Origin of the sequence: Schaalia odontolytica (assembly GCF_005696695.1) — a bacterium.
GTDB lineage: Bacteria > Actinomycetota > Actinomycetes > Actinomycetales > Actinomycetaceae > Pauljensenia > Pauljensenia odontolytica_C.
This window is the reverse complement of sequence record NZ_CP040006.1, coordinates 1,796,649-1,814,351: the sequence shown is the minus strand read 5'-3', so window position 1 is coordinate 1,814,351 and position 17,703 is coordinate 1,796,649. Positions and strand designations below refer to the sequence as shown.

The following is a 17,703-nucleotide window of genomic DNA, read 5'->3' as shown; positions in this document are numbered from 1 at the left end:
GGGACCCGCTTCGCGTTAGTGTGGGCGGGCGAGGCCGCGCGGGCCTGTTCGCCTGTGAGCTCAGCCTTCGAAAGGCTTGGCGTCGAGGATCTCGACGTCGATCATGCGGCCCGTGGGGGCTTCGAAGGAGAGCTTGTCGCCGGCCTTGTGGCCGATGACGGCGGCGCCCAGGGGAGCCTGCGCGGAGAAGACCTGAATGCCCAGGTCGCCGCCGGCGTCACGCGAACCGAGCAGGAACTTCTGCTCGCGGCCGGCCACCAGAGCCGTGACGACCATGCCGGGCTCGACGATGCCGTCGTCGGCGGGGGTCTCGCCGACCTCGGCGTGCTCCAGCATTTCCTGGAGGGCCTGGATGCGGGTCTCATTCATGGACTGCTCGTTGCGCGCAGCGTGGTAGCCGCCGTTCTCGCGCAGGTCGCCCTCCTGGCGGGCGGCGTCGATGAGGCGCGCGATCTCGACGCGCTTGACCTCGACGCGCTCCTTCAGCTCGCTTGCGAGCAGGTCGTACTGGGCCTGCGTGAGCCACTGTGTGTCAGCCATGGTTCCTCCAATGACGTGTGAGTAATCGAGCGCCGACACACGGGTGCCGGCGCGCATGGTGTCGAGTGTAGCAACATTGCGCCAGGCCACGGGCGCAGCCTGGCCGGGTGGCGCGTCAGGAATTCAGGACCGCCAGGTAGACGGCGACGCAGTGGCAGGCCCACGCGGCGACGGTGAAGGCGTGGAAGATCTCGTGGAAGCCGAACCAGGTGGGGGAGGGGTCGGGCTTCTTCGTTCCGTAGACGACCGCGCCGAGCGTGTAGAGGACTCCTCCGGCGACGATCAGCCACACGACGATGGGGCCGCCGCCCGCCCATAGCTGGGGCAGATACCAGACCGCCACCCACCCGAGCGCGACGTAGACGAGGGTGGTCAGCCAGCGCGGTGCGCTGGGCCAGAAGAGGTTGAGGAGGATGCCGGCGAGCGCCCCACCCCACACGACAGAGAGGAGAACTGTCGCATCCAAGCGGTCCAGGAGCGCGATCGTGATCGGTGTGTAGGTGCCCGCGATGAGCAGGAAGATGTTGGAGTGGTCGAGGCGCTTCCACATGATCTCCCAGCGCGGGGCCCAGTAGAAGCGGTGGTAGGCGGCCGAGACGCCGAAGAGGATGAGGGAGCACGCCAGGTAGACGGCGGATCCGATCTTCGTGGGGGTCGTTGGTGCGAGGCAGACGAGGACGATGGATGCGGCCAGGGACAGAGGGGCGGCGGCCAGGTGTAGCCAGCCGCGCAGCTTCGGCTTGATCTGCACGAGCTGGCCCGAGAACCATTCCTTGGGCTTGAGCGACGCGATCTTCATCCGTTCCCCCTGTCAATCTGTCAACATTTCTTACGAGTCCGTAGGTTACTACGCCGTAACTTGTTGCGATAGGCGTGTTCTCGCACTCCGAGAGTAATTGTGTTTCCCTGCCGTCCTACGGCGCGATACCCTTAATGTCATAAGAGTACGCCGCACCGCAGGGTGCGACAGCAGCAGGAGGGACATCATGGCCCAGTGGAACATGCTCTACGACATGTACGAGCGTCGTCTCAAAGCCGAGCTGTCTGATGCCGCCGTGCCCGCCCACATCGGCGTGATCCTGGACGGTAACCGCCGCTGGGCGAAGTCCCTGGGCGCGACCGCCTCGCAGGGACACCGCGCTGGTGCCGGGAAGATCAGCGAGTTCCTCCAGTGGTCCGACGATGCGGGTGTGTCGATCGTGACGCTGTGGCTCCTGTCCACCGATAATCTCTCGCGCGATGCCGCCGAGCTCGGCGAGCTGCTGCGCATCATCTGCGAGGCTGTCTCCCTCCTGGCGGACCAGGGGCGCTGGAAGCTGGCCGTCGTCGGCGACCTCTCCCTGCTGCCCGAGAAGGTGGCCGAGGACCTGCGTGCGTCCGTCGCGCGCACCGCCGACGTGCAGGGAATGACCGTCAATATCGCGGTCGGCTACGGCGGCCGACACGAGATCACCGAGGCCGTGCGCTCCATGATGCGCGAGGCGTCGGCCCAGGGACGCACCCTCGACGAGCTCGCCGACTCCTTCACCGACGCGGATATCACCGCGCACCTGTACACGAAGGACCAGCCCGACCCCGACCTCGTCATCCGTACCTCGGGCGAGCAGCGCCTATCGGGCTTCATGCTGTGGCAGTCCGTGCACTCCGAGTACTATTTCTGCGAGGTCTACTGGCCGGATTTCCGCCGCGTCGACTTCCTGCGCGCCCTGCGCTCTTACGCGCAGCGCGAGCGCCGCATGGGCAAGTAAGCGCACGTCGAGCGCGCCGACGCGTGCGACGAACGAGGCCGGACCCGTCGTAGGGGACCGGCCTCGTCACGTGTGTGGCGTTCTTAGGAGAGCTCGTGCGCCCAGGGCGGGTTTGCGCCCTTACGTGAGACGGTCACGTCGGAGACGGCGCTGGCGCGGTCGATGATGGCGCGGACCTGCTCCTCGGGGAGGGTGCGCAGTGCCTCGCGTGCCTCGGCACCGTGCAGGCCCATGCCCCACATAGCGTCGATCATGCCGCCCATGAAAGAGTCGCCCGCGCCGACCGTGTCGACGACCGGGACGTCGCTCGGGGTCTTCGTAAAGCGCAGGCCCGAGGCCGTGGCGACGTCGCTCCCGTGCTTGCCGCGCGTGACAACCACGAGCGAGACGCCCATGCCGAGCCAACGATCCACGATCTCGTCGATGGGCGCGCCGCCGGTCAGCCAGTCGATGTCCTCGTCGGAGACCTTGACGACGTCCGCGAGGGCGATGAAACGCTCGAGTGAGGCGAGCGCGGCCGCGGGTTCGCCCATGATCGAGGGGCGGGCGTTCGGGTCGAAGAAGATGAGCGCGTGCTCGCGGCCCCGGGCAAGCGCGTCGAGGACGGCGGAGGCGCCGGGCTCGATGATCGCGGAGATCGAGCCGGCCTCGATGATCTGCGCGGTCTCTGGGACCTCAATCGGGGCAGTCGGGGCCCACTCGAGGTCGAAGGTGTAGGAGGCCGCGCCGTTTTCATCCAGGCGCGCCAGGGCCGTCGACGTGTGCGAGGCGCCGCGCGAGGCCGGGGTGATGTACACACCCGAATCGTTCATGTGGAAGTCGATGAGGCGGCCGCGCGTATCCGCGCCGAACCAGGTCGCCAGCGCCACCGGACGGCCGAGGCGCCCCAGCGTCAGGGCGACGTTCGCGGGCGAGCCACCCGGGATCTCGGAGGGGCATTCAGGCTGCTCGTGCGTGATGACGACATCGATGAGCGCCTCGCCGATCGCGAGCACGTGGGGCTGAGATTGCACCGTCATGACGTCTCCTCACCTGGGGGCGCGGGTAAATCTGTGAGTTTTAGATTAGCGCGCTTCGGGGGAGGGCGTGGTGGCGCGTCCAGAAAGACGTTCCTGGGCGCCGTCCAGGATCTGCGAACAGCGGGCCGCCAAGGCCTCGCCGCGTTCCCACATCGTGAGAGTGTCCTCGAGCGGGGCCTGCCCGCCCTCGAGGGTCTGGACGATGCGCACGAGCTCGTCGCGCGCCTCCTCGTAGCCGAGGGACTGGGGATCGGGGAGCTGGTCGTTCGTGGTCATGAGAGTATTCCTTTGGGTGAGGGGTTCGGGGACGAGGCCGGGGCGGACCCAGGGCGTCAGGCGTCTGCGTTGGGGGTGTCAGCGGGCGGAGCGGGGTTCGTGGCTCCGACGACCTGGGCGACCATGCGGCCGGAGGCCAGGATGCCTTCGATCAGGTCGCCCTTCTTGATCTGCGCCGAAGAGGTGATGAGCGCACCCGACGGGGTCTTGAGCAGCGCGTAGCCGCGGTCCAGCGTCGCCTGCGGGGATAGGGCAGTGAGCGTCGCGCGCGAGCGAGTCAGCTGCTGGCGCTCCGAGGCGAGCCGACGCTCGATCGCCGATCGCATCGCCGTGACCCGCTGCGTGAGGGCCACGCGGTGCCCCTCGACGATGGCCTCCGGGCCCTGGAGCACCGGCCGCGACGCGATGAGCGTCAGGTTCGAGCGCTCCGTCGCCAGGCGCGCGCCCAGCGCCCCACGCATGCGGGTCAGCGCCTGAGAGATGCCGTCGCGCTCGCGGGCGCGATCCGGCACGATGCGGCGAGCCGCATCCGTCGGGGTCGAGGCCCGGTAGTCGGCGACCAGGTCCAGCAGGGGAGAGTCGCCCTCGTGGCCGATCGCGGAGACGATGGGAGTGCGGGCGTCCGCGACGGCGCGCACGAGACGCTCGTCGGAGAAGGGGAGGAGGTCTTCGACCGCGCCGCCGCCGCGCGCGATGACGATGACGTCGACGTCGTCCATGGCGTCCAGCTCGAGGAGGGCGCGGCCCACCTCGGGCACGCAGTGATCGCCCTGCACGGCGACCTCGCGGATCTCGAAGCGCGCGCTCGGCCAGCGGTCCGACGCATTGACGACCACGTCGTCCTTCGCCTTCGCGTTGCGACCGCAGATTAGGCCGATCGTGCGCGGCAGGAACGGCAACGGCTTCTTGCGAGCATCCGCAAATAGGCCCTCGGCGGCCAGGCGGGCGCGCAGCGCCTCGATCTGGGCCAGCAGGTCGCCCACGCCCTGCAGGTGAATCTCCGCCGCCTGCAGGTTAAGGCGGCCCGAACGCTCCCAAAAAACCGGCTTCACGCGCGTCACCACGCGTGCGCCCTCGGTCAGTGGCGTGGAATCCATGACGCCCGCCCACGCGGTCACCGTCATCGACGTGTCCGTCTCGAGGTCGCGCAGCGTCAAAAAGTGCATTTTCGCGCCCGGGCGCACCTTGTACTCGACGACCTGGCCCTCCACCCACAGGGGGCTCATGCGGTCCACGTACACCTTGATGTTCTCCGTCAGCCTGCGCAGCGGCCACGGATTATCCCGCGTCGTATCAGCCGCCTTCGCGGCGGGCAGACGAGGCTGGGGCGAGCCGCCCGGAGGCGGCGCAGCAGGGGAAAGAGGCAATGTCACGCCACTCAGCATGCCACAGGACAGTCCCCGCCGCGCTGCCGCAGCGCGGGCCTGTGGACAGCCCCGGCCTCGTTGACGAGGAGCGTGTGGGATTGCCACGAGCGCGCGCACGCACGCCACCCCGGGCGCTAGGGTGGACGCATGAATGAAAACGTCGACCTGCGAGCCAGCGCCGAGACCCCCCTGCCCTCGTCCCACGGTGAGGGCAGCGGCCGTATCCTCTTGGCGGCTCCCCGCGGATACTGCGCCGGCGTGGACCGCGCCGTCGACGTCGTCGAAAAGGCCCTCGAGCTCTACGGCGCGCCCGTCTACGTGCGCAAGGAAATCGTCCACAACAAGTTCGTCGTCGAGTCGCTGACCAAGCGCGGCGCGATCTTCGTCCAGGAGACCGATGAGGTGCCCGAGGGTGCCCGCGTCGTGTTCTCCGCGCACGGCGTCTCCCCGGCCGTCCACGAGGCCGCCGCCACCCGCCATCTCGCCACGATCGACGCGACCTGCCCGCTCGTGACCAAGGTGCACCGCGAGGCCGTGCGCTTCGCGAAGGAAGACTACGACATCATCCTGGTGGGCCATCAGGGCCACGAGGAGGTCGAGGGCACCTTCGGCGAGGCCCCCGACCACATCCAGGTCGTCGGCACCCCCGACGAGGTGGATAACGTCGTCGTGCGCGACCCCTCGCGCGTTGTGTGGATCTCCCAGACCACGCTCTCCGTCGACGAGACCCGCGAGACCGTGGACCGCCTGCGCCAGCGCTTCCCGCAGCTCATCGACCCGCCGTCGGACGACATCTGCTACGCCACCCAGAACCGCCAGGGCGCGGTCAAGCACATTGCACCCCAGGTGGACGTCATGGTCGTCGTCGGCTCGGCGAACTCCTCGAACTCCGTGCGCCTCGTCGAGGTCGCGCTCGAGGCCGGGGCCGGCGCCGCCTACCGCGTCGACAAGGCCGACGAGCTGCAGGAATCCTGGTTCGAGGGCGCCCGCACCGTGGGCCTCACCTCCGGCGCGTCCGTGCCCGAGATCCTCGTGCGCGACGTCATCGAATGGCTGCAGGAACGCGGATTCCCCACCGTCGAGGTGGCCCGCACCGAAACCGAATCCACGACCTTCGCGCTGCCCCGCGACCTGCGCGCCGACCTGAAGAAGGCCGGCATGGCGCCCGCGCGTCCCCACGCGCCCCGCGTCGCCGGGCCAAACCACACGAAGTAGGGCAACACCACCGGGCCTGCTCCGATAGGATGGGGGCGTGTCTCTTACTATCGGTATCGCTGGACTGCCCAACGTCGGCAAGTCCACCCTGTTCAACGCCCTGACCCGCGCGACCGTGCTCGCCGCGAACTACCCCTTCGCGACCATCGAGCCCAACGTCGGCGTCGTCCCCCTGCCCGACCCGCGCCTGAACAAGCTCGCGGAGATCTTCGGCTCCCAGCGCATCCTGCCCGCCACTGTGTCCTTCGTTGACATTGCGGGCATCGTGCGCGGTGCCTCTGAGGGTGAGGGCCTGGGCAACCAGTTCCTCGCCAACATCCGCGAGGCCGACGCGATCTGCCAGGTCACGCGCGCCTTCTCCGACCCCGACGTCGTGCACGTCGACGGCAAGGTGGACCCGGCCTCGGACATTGAGACCATCAAGACCGAGCTGATCCTCGCCGACATGCAGACGATCGAGAAGCAGATCCCGCGCCTCGAGAAGGAGGTGCGCGGTAAGAAGACCGAGCCGATCGTTCTCGAGACCGCGCGCCAGGCCCTTGAGCTGCTGGAACGCGGCGAGCTGCTGTCCGGCCCCGAGGGCGCCAAGCTGGACCAGGATGCGCTGCGCTCCTTCCAGCTCATGACCTCCAAGCCCTTCATCTTCGTGTTCAACATGGACGCCGCCGAGATGGACAACGAGGAGATGAAGGACGAACTGCGCGCCCTCGTCGCCCCCGCCGAGGCCATCTTCCTGGACGCCCAGTTCGAGGCCGAGCTGGTCGAACTGGACGACGAGGACGCCCGCGAGATGCTCGCCGAATCCGGCCAGGACGAGTCCGGCCTGGACAAGCTGGCCCGTGTCGGCTTCGACACCCTCGGCCTGCAGACCTACCTCACCGCCGGTGAGAAGGAAGCGCGCGCCTGGACGATCCACAAGGGCGACACTGCCCCCAAGGCCGCCGGCGTCATCCACACGGACTTCGAGAAGGGCTTCATCAAGGCCGAGGTCGTCTCCTACGATGACCTGGTCGAAGCAGGCTCCATGGCCGCCGCGAAGGCCGCCGGCAAGGTCCGCATGGAAGGCAAGGACTACGTGATGGAAGACGGAGACGTCGTGGAGTTCCGCTTTAGTAAAACATCATGAGTTAGGGTGTCAAGACAAGGCCCACGGCCCCGCTAAAAGCGGCCCGGAACAAACGTGTACCCAGACTTTCCGTTCTCATTGCAGGGGAAAGTCTGGGTTCCGTGCAATTTGGGTACGCTTCCTTAACTACCTATATAAAACTGTTTTTTCATAGGGGGGACTTGAAAGGTGTACCCACTCGTACCCAGAAAGCGACTTTTCGTTGAAATAGAGCCGAAAAATCTGGGTACACGTGGGTACAGGCCCGCGCCGCCCCGAAGGCTAGCCGTGAGACGCGCGAAAAACAGGTGTCAAGTTCGCGATTCGAGACGCCTTGCGCTTCGCCGGTTGAAAATTCAACCAAGGGGGGTATATCGCTTGGGCCTCTGGGTGTTACACAAGGGGAGGGGGGGGATACCGCCCCCATCCCCTCCCCGGCTCCCGACGAGGCCTAACCCCGCCGCGAGCGAAGCGGCTCAGCCTCCCCGCAATATCCGTGAAATGCGCGGGGTGAGCCGTGTCCCGACGTCGCTTCGGTCGAGGTACCGAGTCCAGGCGTGAGCCTCCTCGTAGTTCTTCACGAACACGGCCTGGATAATCAGGTCTTGAATCTCCTCAATGATGCGACGGGTGACACCGCGCGCAACCGTGGCGCGCTCCCACCTGTTCTCAGCATCATTCCACAGGTACCAGCGGCGGCCCTTAAACCGCACGTCGCCTCGGAGACGCCCCGCGAGGATAGACGCGGCGGCCTCGTCCCGCTCCTTCAGAGTGAGAGTGTCCGTCAGTTTCATGGCTACCCTCCTCCTCAGATCAGGTCCGTGTCGTCGGTGCCAGTCACCACGTGGAGGCCCCGCCCGGCTAGCTCAGCCTTGCGCTCGCGGCGCTCGTCCTCGCTCGTGCGGAAGCGCACGCCCCGGAAGCCGCGCACCTTGTCGCCCTTGGGCGGCTCGCTCACGGCTGGCCACCGGGAGAGAGTCAGCCCCTTCCACCGGTGCATACCCGCCTTGACGTCCCGGAAGTAGCCGTGCGACGCAATGCGCCCCCGGAAGGTGCGTTGACTCCACGGGGCCGCCCCCTGATCGGCAAGCCACGTCTCGAACGCCGCGTACAGGTCCGAGCCGGGAATGACCGCGCCCGCATCCTTCACGAGGCGCTCGGAGGCGAACGCCAGGAGCACGTCAGACTGTTCCTGCCACGCGGTCGTAGCGGCGCTAATCAGCGTCGGCATGGCACCCACCCGCTTGCCGTTCGCGTAGAACTCCACCGCGCCGCGCACCGCCCACGCGAGGGCGGCGGGCATGGCCGGGGCGTCGGGCGCGAGGAGGCGTTGAGTCAGCCCCGCGTCGCCTGGCCTATCCGCTTCAGCCGTTGGGGTCGAGGTGAAGCGGTAGGGGAACTCCAGGACGAACGGACGTCGCCACAAGCCCTCGGAGAACTCGGAGACGGTGGGGAGGTTGTTCGTCGTAACGATCAGGGAGTGCGTGGCTCGCCACTCGAACTCGTCCTTGAACTTAGCGTTTCCCCGGATGAGTTCGGTACCCGTAATGGCCTTGACCTGAACGCCGTCAAGGCGGCCCTCTGGCAACTCCTCAACCAGCACGAAGCGCTTACCGAACAGGGCCATTTTCGTGTTGTTCGGGTTGCCCTTGTTGTGCTGGCTCGTCACAAGGAGGTCCATCGAGGCCGTTCCCGCGTAGGTGCCCAACGCGAACCTCAACGCCGTGAGGAGCGTCGTCTTCCCGTTGGCACCAATACCCGCCGCTATACCGAGCATCGTGTGATCTTCCCGCGCCGTGTAGCCGGTAGCGGCCTGGCCAACCCACCGGCGGAACCAGGCGTGAACCTCCACCGGGAGGGCCGCGAGCGCCGCCGCCCAATCCTCGTGCGTGGCGTCGGGGTCGTAGGGCACGGGCGTATGCCGCGTACACCTGTAGGCCGCCGCGTGGGGGTGTAGCTCCCCGGTGCGAAGGTCCACAACGCCGTTGCCGACGTTGAGCACGTCCGGGTCCTGATCGTACTCGGACGCCTCGTGCATGAGCCGTCCCTGAAGGAGCTGGGTCACGGCCTTGACCTTGCTCTGATTCAGGTACTTGGCCGCCCTCTGAACGCGCTTCAAGTCACCGGACGCGACAAGGCCCGCGTACCATTCGCGCAACTCCTTCTCGACCACGCGGGCGGCTGCAGCGTCGGAGGCGGCGTCCCAGGTGCCCCGGTCGGGGCTGTAGATGCGGAAGCCCTCCCCGTTGACGTACTCGACTCGTCCGGCAAGGCGCGGCTCGCACCAATCAGCCAAGGCAGAGTCCGAGGCTTCGGCGGTCTTGGCAATGACCGCGCGAGTGCGTCCCTCGACGGGTTCCTGCGTGAAGTCGACGCCCGCATACTCGCGCATGACGGCGGGGTCTTGGGCGGCCCGCTGTCGCATGGCCGCCTGGCTCGCGGCGCGCTCGGACGGCCCCTTAGCGCGGTCCGCTTCGCTGTCGAGGTGCCCATACCGGTGCAGGGCCGCGAGGTCGAAGGCAGTCACCGCGCGGAAGCCGCCCCGGCTATCGCGGATGCACGCCGGGTCGGCGTTCGCGTGCCGGGAGATAGCCAGGTCGGTGTGCCCCGGGACAAGCTTTAGGCCGCCGGTGGAGTGCGCACCGTTGTACGTCCATCGGTCCGGCCCCTCTTGCGTGTAGGGCAGGGCGTAAGCGTCGATAGCCCCCGCAATGTCGTACACGCGGTTGAAGGCCCCGACGATGCCAGGCAGAGAGCGGGGGGAGCGCTTACCCACGGCGGGCGCGTCCTGGCCTCCCACGGGCGCGGGAAGGCCGCGCTCAGCCATGAATTCGGCGGCGTCCAACGGTGCCCCCTTGACGAACTCCACCCAGTAGTTGGCCGGGTCGGGCGTCGAAGGCCAGTACATGGCACGTTCGGCCTGGTTGCACGACGTATCCCAGGCCGCGCCCGGCACCTCCAGTGCCCCCATAAGGGCGTTGGCCACCTCGGGGTACTCAGCCGCCGGGAGCGGGGCGGACAGCGCGAACAGCACGCGACAACGCGGGGCGCTCGCGGTGCTGGAATGGGTAGCGTGAATGACGGCCTCGTAGCCAAGGCCATGCACGGCCTCGACGAGGAGCGGGAGCGCCTCGGGGGTCACGTCGTCGGCGTCGAGAGCTACAAGCCAGCGCTCGCGCATGTTGCGCTTGCCACGAGGGGCGTTCTCGTCGAGGAACGAGCCGCCCACGTAGGCCGGGCCGTTCTTGTCCGAGCGCACCGGCACGTTGCACGGCTGGAAGCGGTCGGTGAACTTCTCGCGCGTGTACTCGTGCCGTTCCCACTCCTTGGTATCCACGCGAGGAGCTTCCATCATGACGAGAGCGGGCAACTCGTCGAGGGTAGAATTGGGGGTGTAATGCCCGCCCTGGCGGGCATCGGGGTTCTCGGGGAGGGGGCTATTCCGGTGTTCCATTGACTCGGGGCCGGGATAGCCCCCCTTCTTTGCGTCGGGAGTCATGCTGTCACCGCCTTCCCGGCGGACAGCATGGCCGCGAGTCGGGCGCGGCTCTCAGCATTGAGGGGCGGGGCGCTGGCAAGCGCTCGGTTGATAGCGTCCTCCAGCTCTGCAGCGTGCAGGTCTTGCCGGGCTGAAATCAGAGCGGGGTCATTCGCGGACCTTGAACGGGTAAGGGATGCATAGCGCGCAGCGGCTCGCTGTCGGGCGGTTCCCATGATGCCTCCTAGGCATGACAAACCGCGCTCCCGTTGAGGACCGCAATGAGAATCGCCCGGAATATTCCGCGCGTCCGGTGTTACTGTGCCAGCTCACCGGTAGCGTGACCGTCATAGGACAGTCGGCACACCGTTTAGTATAACGCTGCGTAGCAAATACGGCTAGTGGTTGAGCATCTTCGCTAGCTCCTCAATGCCCACCTTGCGCCTACCCGCCTCGCGCACGCCGTCGAACGCCCGGTAAAGCGTCTCCTCACGGAATGAGTACGACAACACCTCACCGCACCCAGGGCACCGCCGGTTGATCTGCCAGGCGAGGCGACGGGACGCCTTGCGGGCCTCCCAGGGGTCCTCGTCCATCAGGGCGCGGTACTCGGGGTCTTCCTGTGCCCGGCGGCGGGCTACCTCCCGTTCGTTCCGGGCTGTACGGGAGTCAACCGCGCGCACCTCGGTGCCTTGCTCTTCAGTCTCCCCAACGAGGTACCGCCGGGTAGCAACGCTCCCGCCTTCTAGGGCAACCTCATGACGGCTGTGGGGGCGGTACCCGTGAGGCCACGGGTCAGGGTGGAGCTGGGGAAGGGGCGTCCAGCCTCCCGCCTCGCCAGGAACGAACGTGTCCAGCACGGTGTCATTGCGCCGCCCCTTGTGCCGGTGAACGAGCTTGATAATGTACGTCTTGGTCATGTTAGGCCTCCTTCCACGTCAGAATCACACTGTCCGGGTCAAACGTCTTGGAACCGCGCTTGCCGGGCTTCAACCGCACGTCTAGCAGCGCGTCGATCACGCGACGGCGGATCATGAGCGAAGCCGTGTCGAACGCCTCCACCGGGTCCGGCGCTCCCAGGACCGACGTCGTGCCGCTCAACCCACCGGACAAGGCCGCCCGCTTCCCCTCGGTAGCCGTCAGCTCAGCCCGCACGCGCTCAGCCGCCGTCCGGTATCGAAGCCCGTCAATAATGCCCTCGTCGTAGTCCTGATTCACCCTCTCCAGTCGATCACGGAGGCGTTGAATCTGTGCCGTCAGCTCCTTCACCTCTGGCTCGTGGTCCACGGCCAACAGGTCTGCGACGTCCGGCTGTGCAAGGCGCGCACGCACCACGGCAAGCACGTAAGCGTCGATGTGCGACCGCGAGCGCGTGAACTCGCACCGGGGGCACCGGTAGCGGATGTTGCTGAAGGCGTACATGCTGTGCCCGCACTCAGCACACCGGAACAGGGATGAACCCAGGTGCTTGCGGTGCGTGCCCTCCTTCGCGGTCTTGCGACGCGGGTCCGAGAGCTTCGACTGTGCAAGGAAAAACGTGTCCTCGGAGACGATAGGCTCCCACGTGATGGGGACGTTGGGGAGTACCTCGCCCATGTACTCCATGATGCCCCCGTAGCGCTCATTGAGGAGAATCGTCCGGATAGACGAGGGGTTCCAACGGCCCCCGTGGCGCGTGGGCACACCCGCTTCCTGCAAGGCTCGCGCGATACCCTTCAAGGACTCCCCGGCTAGGAAGTTGTCGAAGATGCTGCGCACAACCTTAGCCTCCTCGGGGATGAGTTCGCCCTTGGCCGTGTAGCCCATGAGCCGCGTTCCTAGCGGCGGGCGTCCCATCCGCGCCCGCTGTGCGTTCGCGGCCTTCTGACGGGCTGATTTACGCTCAACCTCGCTACGGGCAACGCTGGCCTTAATCCGCGCGTACATGCGCCCGCCGTCGGTGGATAGATCGGCCTCCCCGTTCGCCGTCGTGATCACAAGGCCGCGCTCCTCAGCCCGTTCAATCCAGTCCTCTAGCTGTCGGGGCTGACGGGTGAGACGGTCGAGGTCCCAGCACACCAAGGCGTCGAACAGGCCCGCGTCGTAGTCCTGCACCATGCGGTCGTAGGAAGGGCGTCGAACGGTCCGCTTCGACGCGGAAACGGAGTTGTCGACGTATTCCTGCGTGAGGGTCCATCCGCGCTCGCGGATGATTCGGAGGCAGTCGGCACGCTGTCGGTCAACTGCGAGGTGCTCGCCTGTAGCGTCGAGGCTGACGCGTAGGTACATGGCAGCGCGGCGGGGGAAGTCTCGTCTCATGGGGTCAATTCTACCCCCTCTATGTTTTTCTGTGCGGTAATCGGGCGGTATTTCGACCCAAACCTTTTAAGAGAGAGACACAGACACGCATTGCAGGCACATGTCTACGACACAGAGCGTCCTCGTTGAGGGCACGCTGCAGGGGTTGCAGCTATGTGACACGGGACACAATCGCAATCAAGGTGTCTCTTCTTATTTAGATTTTCTTCAAAAAGTGGAAAAATTACGAAACGAAAACCATTTACGCTGCTCAACGTATGTTTTTGTGTTTCGTAGTTTTGTTCTTTTCGTTTACGAGATTACGAAATGACCCGCAAATACCTACCGTGACCTGCGGTGATGTGTTTCGTATTTTTCTGCGTAATTTCACGTCGCCCGAAGCAGACACCCTGCCGTGTGCTTGCTGCAGGGCTGCGGCCGTCCCTCCATGTGGAGCGTCAGTGTCGATGCTGTAACTTAAACGTACATACATTTGTGGCGCTCTCGTTACGTGTCTGTGCATTGCCGAGCTCTTTACTGTTGTGTGTGGGCGCGCAGCCGTAGTGTCCGTGCCACTCCGAGTAGGGCGCGTCGTACCCCAAACCCATGTTCAATTAAATTCCAATCCAGAGAGGTCTTGCACTGTTGCGGTGCGGTTGTCTTCTTTCTCACCGTATTGGACCCTGCGAAATTAATTGGATACGATAGGCCCATGTTGATTTCAGGTTCCGTTTTCATGCGGCCGCTCACCAGCCGCTAAGGCGGCTTTCTCCCTCCCGCAGGTTAGAAACCGCTCCGGTCCTTTAGCCGGGCGGCCATTTGCCATGCCCGGCTCCGTTTCAACTCCACGGAGCACACCTAATGTCTACATACGGATACGGCCGTCACGAACATGGCCAAAATTTTCTCACAGACCACAAGATCATCAACTCCATCGTCGATCTTGTAAAACAAACCTCCGGCCCCATCATTGAGATCGGGCCAGGAAGCGGTGCCCTCACTCACCCGATATCCCACTTGGGGAGGGCAATAACGGCAGTTGAGGTAGACGCAAAACTAGCTGCCAAACTCACAAAAAAGACCGCCTCGGCGTCGGTCGAAGTGGTCCATGATGATTTCCTCAACTTCCCGTTACCCGCCACTCCCTGCGTCATTGTGGGAAACATTCCCTTTCACCTCACCACTGCCATTCTTCGAAAGTTGTTGCATGCGCCGGCATGGACTGCCGCTGTACTCCTCATGCAGTGGGAAGTCGCTCGCCGCCGGGCCGGGGTAGGTGCAAGCACGATGATGACAGCTCAGTGGTCCCCATGGTTCACGTTTCACCTTGGTTCCCGAGTACCAAGGTCTGCTTTCCGGCCACAGCCAAACGTTGACGGGGGGATCTTAGTGATCCGCCGGGTGGGTGACCCGAAGATCCCGATAGAGCAACGCAAAGCCTTTCAGGCGATGGTGCACACCGTTTTCACCGCCCGGGGACGCGGGATAGGGGAAATTCTCCGAAGGGCAGGGTTGTTTTCATCACGTTCAGAGACACAATCATGGTTGCGCTCGCGAGGAATCGACCCCGCAACCCTACCTCCCAGATTGCACACCAGCGACTGGATCGATCTCTTCCAGGTGACTGGTTCCTCTTCACCGCGCCATCGGCCCATTTCACAATCGGGAAGTAGTCAACGCCCTCCTCAACGGAAAAATCGAGGCCGGCGGCGGTAATCCCCCCACCACCAAAACCGAAATCCACCAGTAGTAGTGAACGACCCATGTTCGTCTACCGTGAGCCGCGTTATGGCAGTGACGTGTTCTCGTCGGGCACAGTCATAGTTCCCGGCGTTGCCAGCGACAGGGTTCTACACCCAGCAGCGGGACCGATCAAAATCACCCGCACGGGGAACGACCCTGCTGGTGGTTTCGATTTTGATGAAAGCGAGGAGACATAGCCCCTCGCCAACTCCCCGTAGCTGGCGAACAGTAGCTCCTGGCGCTGGCGCTCGTTGGTGAGTTTGCGTGCCACATCGAAAGCCTTATCGACTTCCCGGTCCAAGTTGTTGTGAGCCTTGAGCAGAATTGGGTCCATCGATAACGGGTTGTAGTGCTCCGCGAGTGACCGCTGGGGGTGCCGCTCGCGTGCCCGCAGCACCAACTGTCCAGCGTCGATGATTCGCTGCTGCGCCTTCTCATCTAGTTCACACAGAGCTGGTCCGCAGTTGTAGCTCCCGATGTACTCCGAAAAACGGAAAAAATAAATAGTGGGGATACATCAACCTTCCACTTTCCATTCTTCCGGCTCAGAGTATTGAGGGGTCTGGGACCGGGTCCGTAAACCCTTTATGTTTTTCGCGCACAGCGGTTTTTAGCGACGCACCCTATAGGTTTTCCGCAGAACCTATATGTGTTTCTGTGCACCCCCATATGTTGTCTGTTTCTAGCGGTATTTCGTTGTACTTTGCGCATCGAATAGTTATTTATCGACGACACTCCGTGGAGTTCCGCTTCAATGTCTGATCGTTTCTGAACGAGGCAGTGGCCGGGTCGCGCGAGAGCGTGGCCCGGCTTTGCTGTTGTGTGAGCTGGGTGGTCTAGGAGCTGCGTCAAAATCAGAATCAAATGATGATGACTGTGGTGCTATGCTGAAGCTGGAGGTAAGCATGAGAACCACAGTGACACTCGATGATGATCTGCTTGCGCGCGCCGAGGAGCTGACCGGGATCAGCGAGCGATCCGCTTTGATTCGGGACGCGGTAGAACTCCTCGTTCGCATCGAGACCGGTCGGCAGCTCGCTGCGCTCGGTGGCAGTGATTCGGCGGCGGAGGCTGCGCCTCGGAGTCGAGCGCGCGCGTGAGAGTCCTGGTTGACACCAACATCTGGATCGATCACCTGCGGAAAACTGAGCCGGTTCTGGTTGATCTGCTCGAGCGTGACCAGGTGTGCGTGCATCAGAGTGTCATCACTGAACTCGCGTTGGGGAATCTCAAGAATCGGTCGGTATTCCTGAAAGCGCTCGAGCGCTTGATGATCGTGCGCAACGTTGATGATCAAGGCGTGCGGCATCTCGTAGAGGAGCGGAGGCTGTGGGGTAGGGGACTCAGCGCGGTAGACGTGGCGCTCCTGGCAAGTGCTGTCGTAACCCCCGGTGTCTCGCTGTGGACACGCGATAAGCGCCTGCGTCAGGCAGCGCGCGACGTGGGCGTGTTAGCGGACCTTGACTGAGGGGTTCTCGTCTCTTTCGAGGCATTGGCCGGGTCGCGCGAGGGCGTGGCCCGGCTTTGCCGTTGTGGAGTGATCGGGGGTGAGGTGTCTAGTCGATGCCCTCACATGTGCCTGTTTGACAAAAATGGTTGCCTCCCTGTAAACCCTTTATGAATGGCCTGACACTGTGCCCCGGTTTCGGTAGCCTGCAGTGCATGCCCTCTAACGGGATTGATGGTGACCTCGTCGAGTTTGGAATAGATGTCAAGGAGGACAGTAGATGGACGTGGGAACACTTGCTGACTGGGTGGGAGCCGTCGGTGGGCTGCTTGCCGTCAGTGCCGCGTACGGTTCATGGAAGACGAGTGAGAAAGTGGTGAAGCTCGAGCATAAGCGTGATCGGGAGCGTGAAACTGAGGCTGAGCGTTGGCAGGCCGAGCATGTGACAGTTGTCGGCGTTCAATGTCCTGATGCTCCACAGGAGGAGCGGTACGCGATCTTGGTGGTGAATGGTTCGGATGCGCCCATTTACGACATTCGCGTGGAGAGCCAGAGAGCTGATAAGAGCTGCGAAAACCCACCGTTAGACCTTGCCGTGCTTCCGCCGGGGAAGTTTGTCATCCCTGCTCACCCTACTTACAACTGGGGCTCGGTCATTGACCAGGAAGTTGCCCAGATAAAACTGAATATGATGACAAAGGGAAAAGCGGGAGAAATGATCACTCACGTGTCATTCGTCGATGCCGCGTCGCAGAAATGGGAACTCGTGCGCGGACGTGAACTGCGGAGTGTTGGCTCCGGCGGAGGTGAGGGGTAGTAGCCTCGGAACCTTCTGCATCGCGCTGCGCAAGTTACGCCAGATTGATGCTGCGTGCCGTCTGGAAGACCTCCGGATTCCTCCGGGTAACCGCCTCGAGCGTCTGCGCGGTAATCGTGCGGGGCAGTACAGTATCCGAATCAACGATCAGTGGCGTATCTGCTTCAGGTGGGGCGACGCGGGTCCAGAAGGGGTTGAGATCGTTCATGGGAAGCGGGGAATCACGGCAGACACCGCCATGCGTCTCTCCCGCTAATTCGGCACCACCCCGGGGTTCTGGATGAACCTGCACACACGCTACACGGTCGATTGTGTCAAAAATACACTGAATTAACGATCCTTGTGATGAGATGTGGTGCATCAAATGTCAATAGTTGTGTGTTAACGTATCATTATGTCATACAGTTATGCGATGAAGCGACTGCTGATCGAAAGTATCTAGCTAAACTGGCGCAAGGAATCAAAACGTATGAAGTAGAGTTTCGGTATGGTAAAAGAGAAAAAGTGCATGTAATCTAATTTGTGGCAGTGTGGCTGCGATCTTAATGTTCAAAGTGTAAAGATGTTCCACATTTGCGTGGTTCGGTCTTTGAAGGGATTTTTCATTGAACTATGAATAAAGAGCAAAATCGTGCTCATCTGAGCGAAGGCGGAACAGTGGTGTCGAATCT

18 protein-coding genes are annotated in these 17,703 nt (G+C 63.9%); 8 read left to right on the top strand and 10 right to left on the bottom strand.

Going from position 1 to position 17,703, the window contains the following annotated elements; genetic code table 11:
- Positions 1-60 precede the first annotated feature (60 nt).
- Both greA and trhA read right to left on the bottom strand, forming a co-directional pair.
- Complete coding sequence (gene greA / locus FBF35_RS08095) at positions 61-540, bottom strand: transcription elongation factor GreA (protein WP_003794499.1); 480 nt, start codon at positions 538-540, stop codon at positions 61-63.
- Between the two features lie 115 nt (positions 541-655).
- Positions 656-1,339 (bottom strand): PAQR family membrane homeostasis protein TrhA, encoded by a 684-nt coding sequence (trhA, locus tag FBF35_RS08090; RefSeq protein WP_060565689.1) that lies wholly within the window; start codon positions 1,337-1,339, stop codon positions 656-658.
- A gap of 187 nt (positions 1,340-1,526) precedes the next feature.
- Here trhA and FBF35_RS08085 point away from each other — a divergent pair, with 187 nt between their 5' ends.
- Positions 1,527-2,288 (top strand): isoprenyl transferase, encoded by a 762-nt coding sequence (locus tag FBF35_RS08085; protein WP_060565688.1) that lies wholly within the window; start codon positions 1,527-1,529, stop codon positions 2,286-2,288.
- 83 nt (positions 2,289-2,371) lie between these two features.
- Here FBF35_RS08085 and FBF35_RS08080 read toward each other — a convergent pair whose 3' ends face one another.
- The 3 genes from FBF35_RS08080 to xseA are packed head-to-tail and all read right to left on the bottom strand — an operon-like array spanning position 2,372 to position 4,968.
- Entirely contained in the window at positions 2,372-3,307 is a 936-nt protein-coding gene (locus tag FBF35_RS08080; protein WP_060565687.1) for a carbohydrate kinase family protein, read from the bottom strand.
- Positions 3,308-3,352: 45 nt separating this feature from the next.
- Positions 3,353-3,583, bottom strand: a complete 231-nt coding sequence (locus FBF35_RS08075) for an exodeoxyribonuclease VII small subunit (RefSeq protein WP_034465426.1) — start codon at positions 3,581-3,583, stop codon at positions 3,353-3,355.
- Between the two features lie 56 nt (positions 3,584-3,639).
- Positions 3,640-4,968, bottom strand: coding sequence for an exodeoxyribonuclease VII large subunit (gene xseA, locus FBF35_RS08070; protein WP_222845403.1), 1,329 nt, complete (start codon positions 4,966-4,968; stop codon positions 3,640-3,642).
- Between the two features lie 129 nt (positions 4,969-5,097).
- On the opposite strand from xseA, the gene FBF35_RS08065 reads away from it, so the two are divergent.
- Together FBF35_RS08065 and ychF are read left to right on the top strand one after the other, a co-directional pair.
- Positions 5,098-6,165, top strand: coding sequence for a 4-hydroxy-3-methylbut-2-enyl diphosphate reductase (locus tag FBF35_RS08065; protein WP_060565686.1), 1,068 nt, complete (start codon positions 5,098-5,100; stop codon positions 6,163-6,165).
- A gap of 37 nt (positions 6,166-6,202) precedes the next feature.
- Entirely contained in the window at positions 6,203-7,291 is a 1,089-nt protein-coding gene (ychF, locus tag FBF35_RS08060; protein WP_060565685.1) for a redox-regulated ATPase YchF, read from the top strand.
- Between the two features lie 455 nt (positions 7,292-7,746).
- Here the strand turns inward: ychF and FBF35_RS08055 are convergent, their stop codons facing one another.
- From FBF35_RS08055 to FBF35_RS08035, 4 genes are all read right to left on the bottom strand, one after another.
- The gene (locus tag FBF35_RS08055; protein ID WP_241772507.1) at positions 7,747-8,064 is read right to left on the bottom strand and encodes a hypothetical protein; all 318 of its coding nucleotides are present in this window, start codon (positions 8,062-8,064) and stop codon (positions 7,747-7,749) included.
- 14 nt (positions 8,065-8,078) lie between these two features.
- The gene (locus FBF35_RS08050; RefSeq protein ID WP_060565684.1) at positions 8,079-10,769 is read right to left on the bottom strand and encodes a phage/plasmid primase, P4 family; all 2,691 of its coding nucleotides are present in this window, start codon (positions 10,767-10,769) and stop codon (positions 8,079-8,081) included.
- Positions 10,770-11,146: 377 nt separating this feature from the next.
- A complete protein-coding gene (locus FBF35_RS08040; RefSeq protein ID WP_060565683.1) occupies positions 11,147-11,668 on the bottom strand; it encodes a hypothetical protein in 522 nt (173 codons plus the stop codon).
- Position 11,669: 1 nt separating this feature from the next.
- On the bottom strand, positions 11,670-13,046 hold the full coding sequence (locus FBF35_RS08035; RefSeq protein WP_060565682.1) for a recombinase family protein: 1,377 nt from the start codon (positions 13,044-13,046) through the stop codon (positions 11,670-11,672).
- An 840-nt stretch (positions 13,047-13,886) separates the two neighbouring features.
- Between FBF35_RS08035 and erm the strand changes: the two genes are divergently transcribed.
- The gene (gene erm / locus FBF35_RS08030) at positions 13,887-14,741 is read left to right on the top strand and encodes a 23S ribosomal RNA methyltransferase Erm (protein ID WP_016456425.1); all 855 of its coding nucleotides are present in this window, start codon (positions 13,887-13,889) and stop codon (positions 14,739-14,741) included.
- A 70-nt stretch (positions 14,742-14,811) separates the two neighbouring features.
- On the opposite strand, the gene FBF35_RS10725 is transcribed toward erm, so the two are convergent.
- Positions 14,812-15,165 (bottom strand): type IIL restriction-modification enzyme MmeI, encoded by a 354-nt coding sequence (locus tag FBF35_RS10725; RefSeq protein WP_016423158.1) that lies wholly within the window; start codon positions 15,163-15,165, stop codon positions 14,812-14,814.
- 508 nt (positions 15,166-15,673) lie between these two features.
- Here FBF35_RS10725 and FBF35_RS08020 point away from each other — a divergent pair.
- The 4 genes from FBF35_RS08020 to FBF35_RS08005 all read left to right on the top strand — a co-directional run bounded on the left by FBF35_RS08020 (position 15,674) and on the right by FBF35_RS08005 (position 17,288).
- Positions 15,674-15,868 carry a type II toxin-antitoxin system VapB family antitoxin gene (locus tag FBF35_RS08020; RefSeq protein ID WP_060566396.1) on the top strand — a complete coding sequence of 65 codons (195 nt, stop codon included), beginning with the start codon at positions 15,674-15,676 and terminating at the stop codon, positions 15,866-15,868.
- Positions 15,865-16,236, top strand: coding sequence for a type II toxin-antitoxin system VapC family toxin (locus FBF35_RS08015; RefSeq protein WP_060565681.1), 372 nt, complete (start codon positions 15,865-15,867; stop codon positions 16,234-16,236). The genes FBF35_RS08020 and FBF35_RS08015 overlap by 4 nt, the downstream gene beginning before the upstream one ends.
- Before the next feature lie 259 nt (positions 16,237-16,495).
- The gene (locus tag FBF35_RS08010) at positions 16,496-17,032 is read left to right on the top strand and encodes a hypothetical protein (protein ID WP_060565680.1); all 537 of its coding nucleotides are present in this window, start codon (positions 16,496-16,498) and stop codon (positions 17,030-17,032) included.
- Positions 17,004-17,288 carry a type II toxin-antitoxin system RelE/ParE family toxin gene (locus tag FBF35_RS08005; protein ID WP_241772545.1) on the top strand — a complete coding sequence of 95 codons (285 nt, stop codon included), beginning with the start codon at positions 17,004-17,006 and terminating at the stop codon, positions 17,286-17,288. The genes FBF35_RS08010 and FBF35_RS08005 overlap by 29 nt, the downstream gene beginning before the upstream one ends.
- Positions 17,289-17,703: the final 415 nt, after the last annotated feature.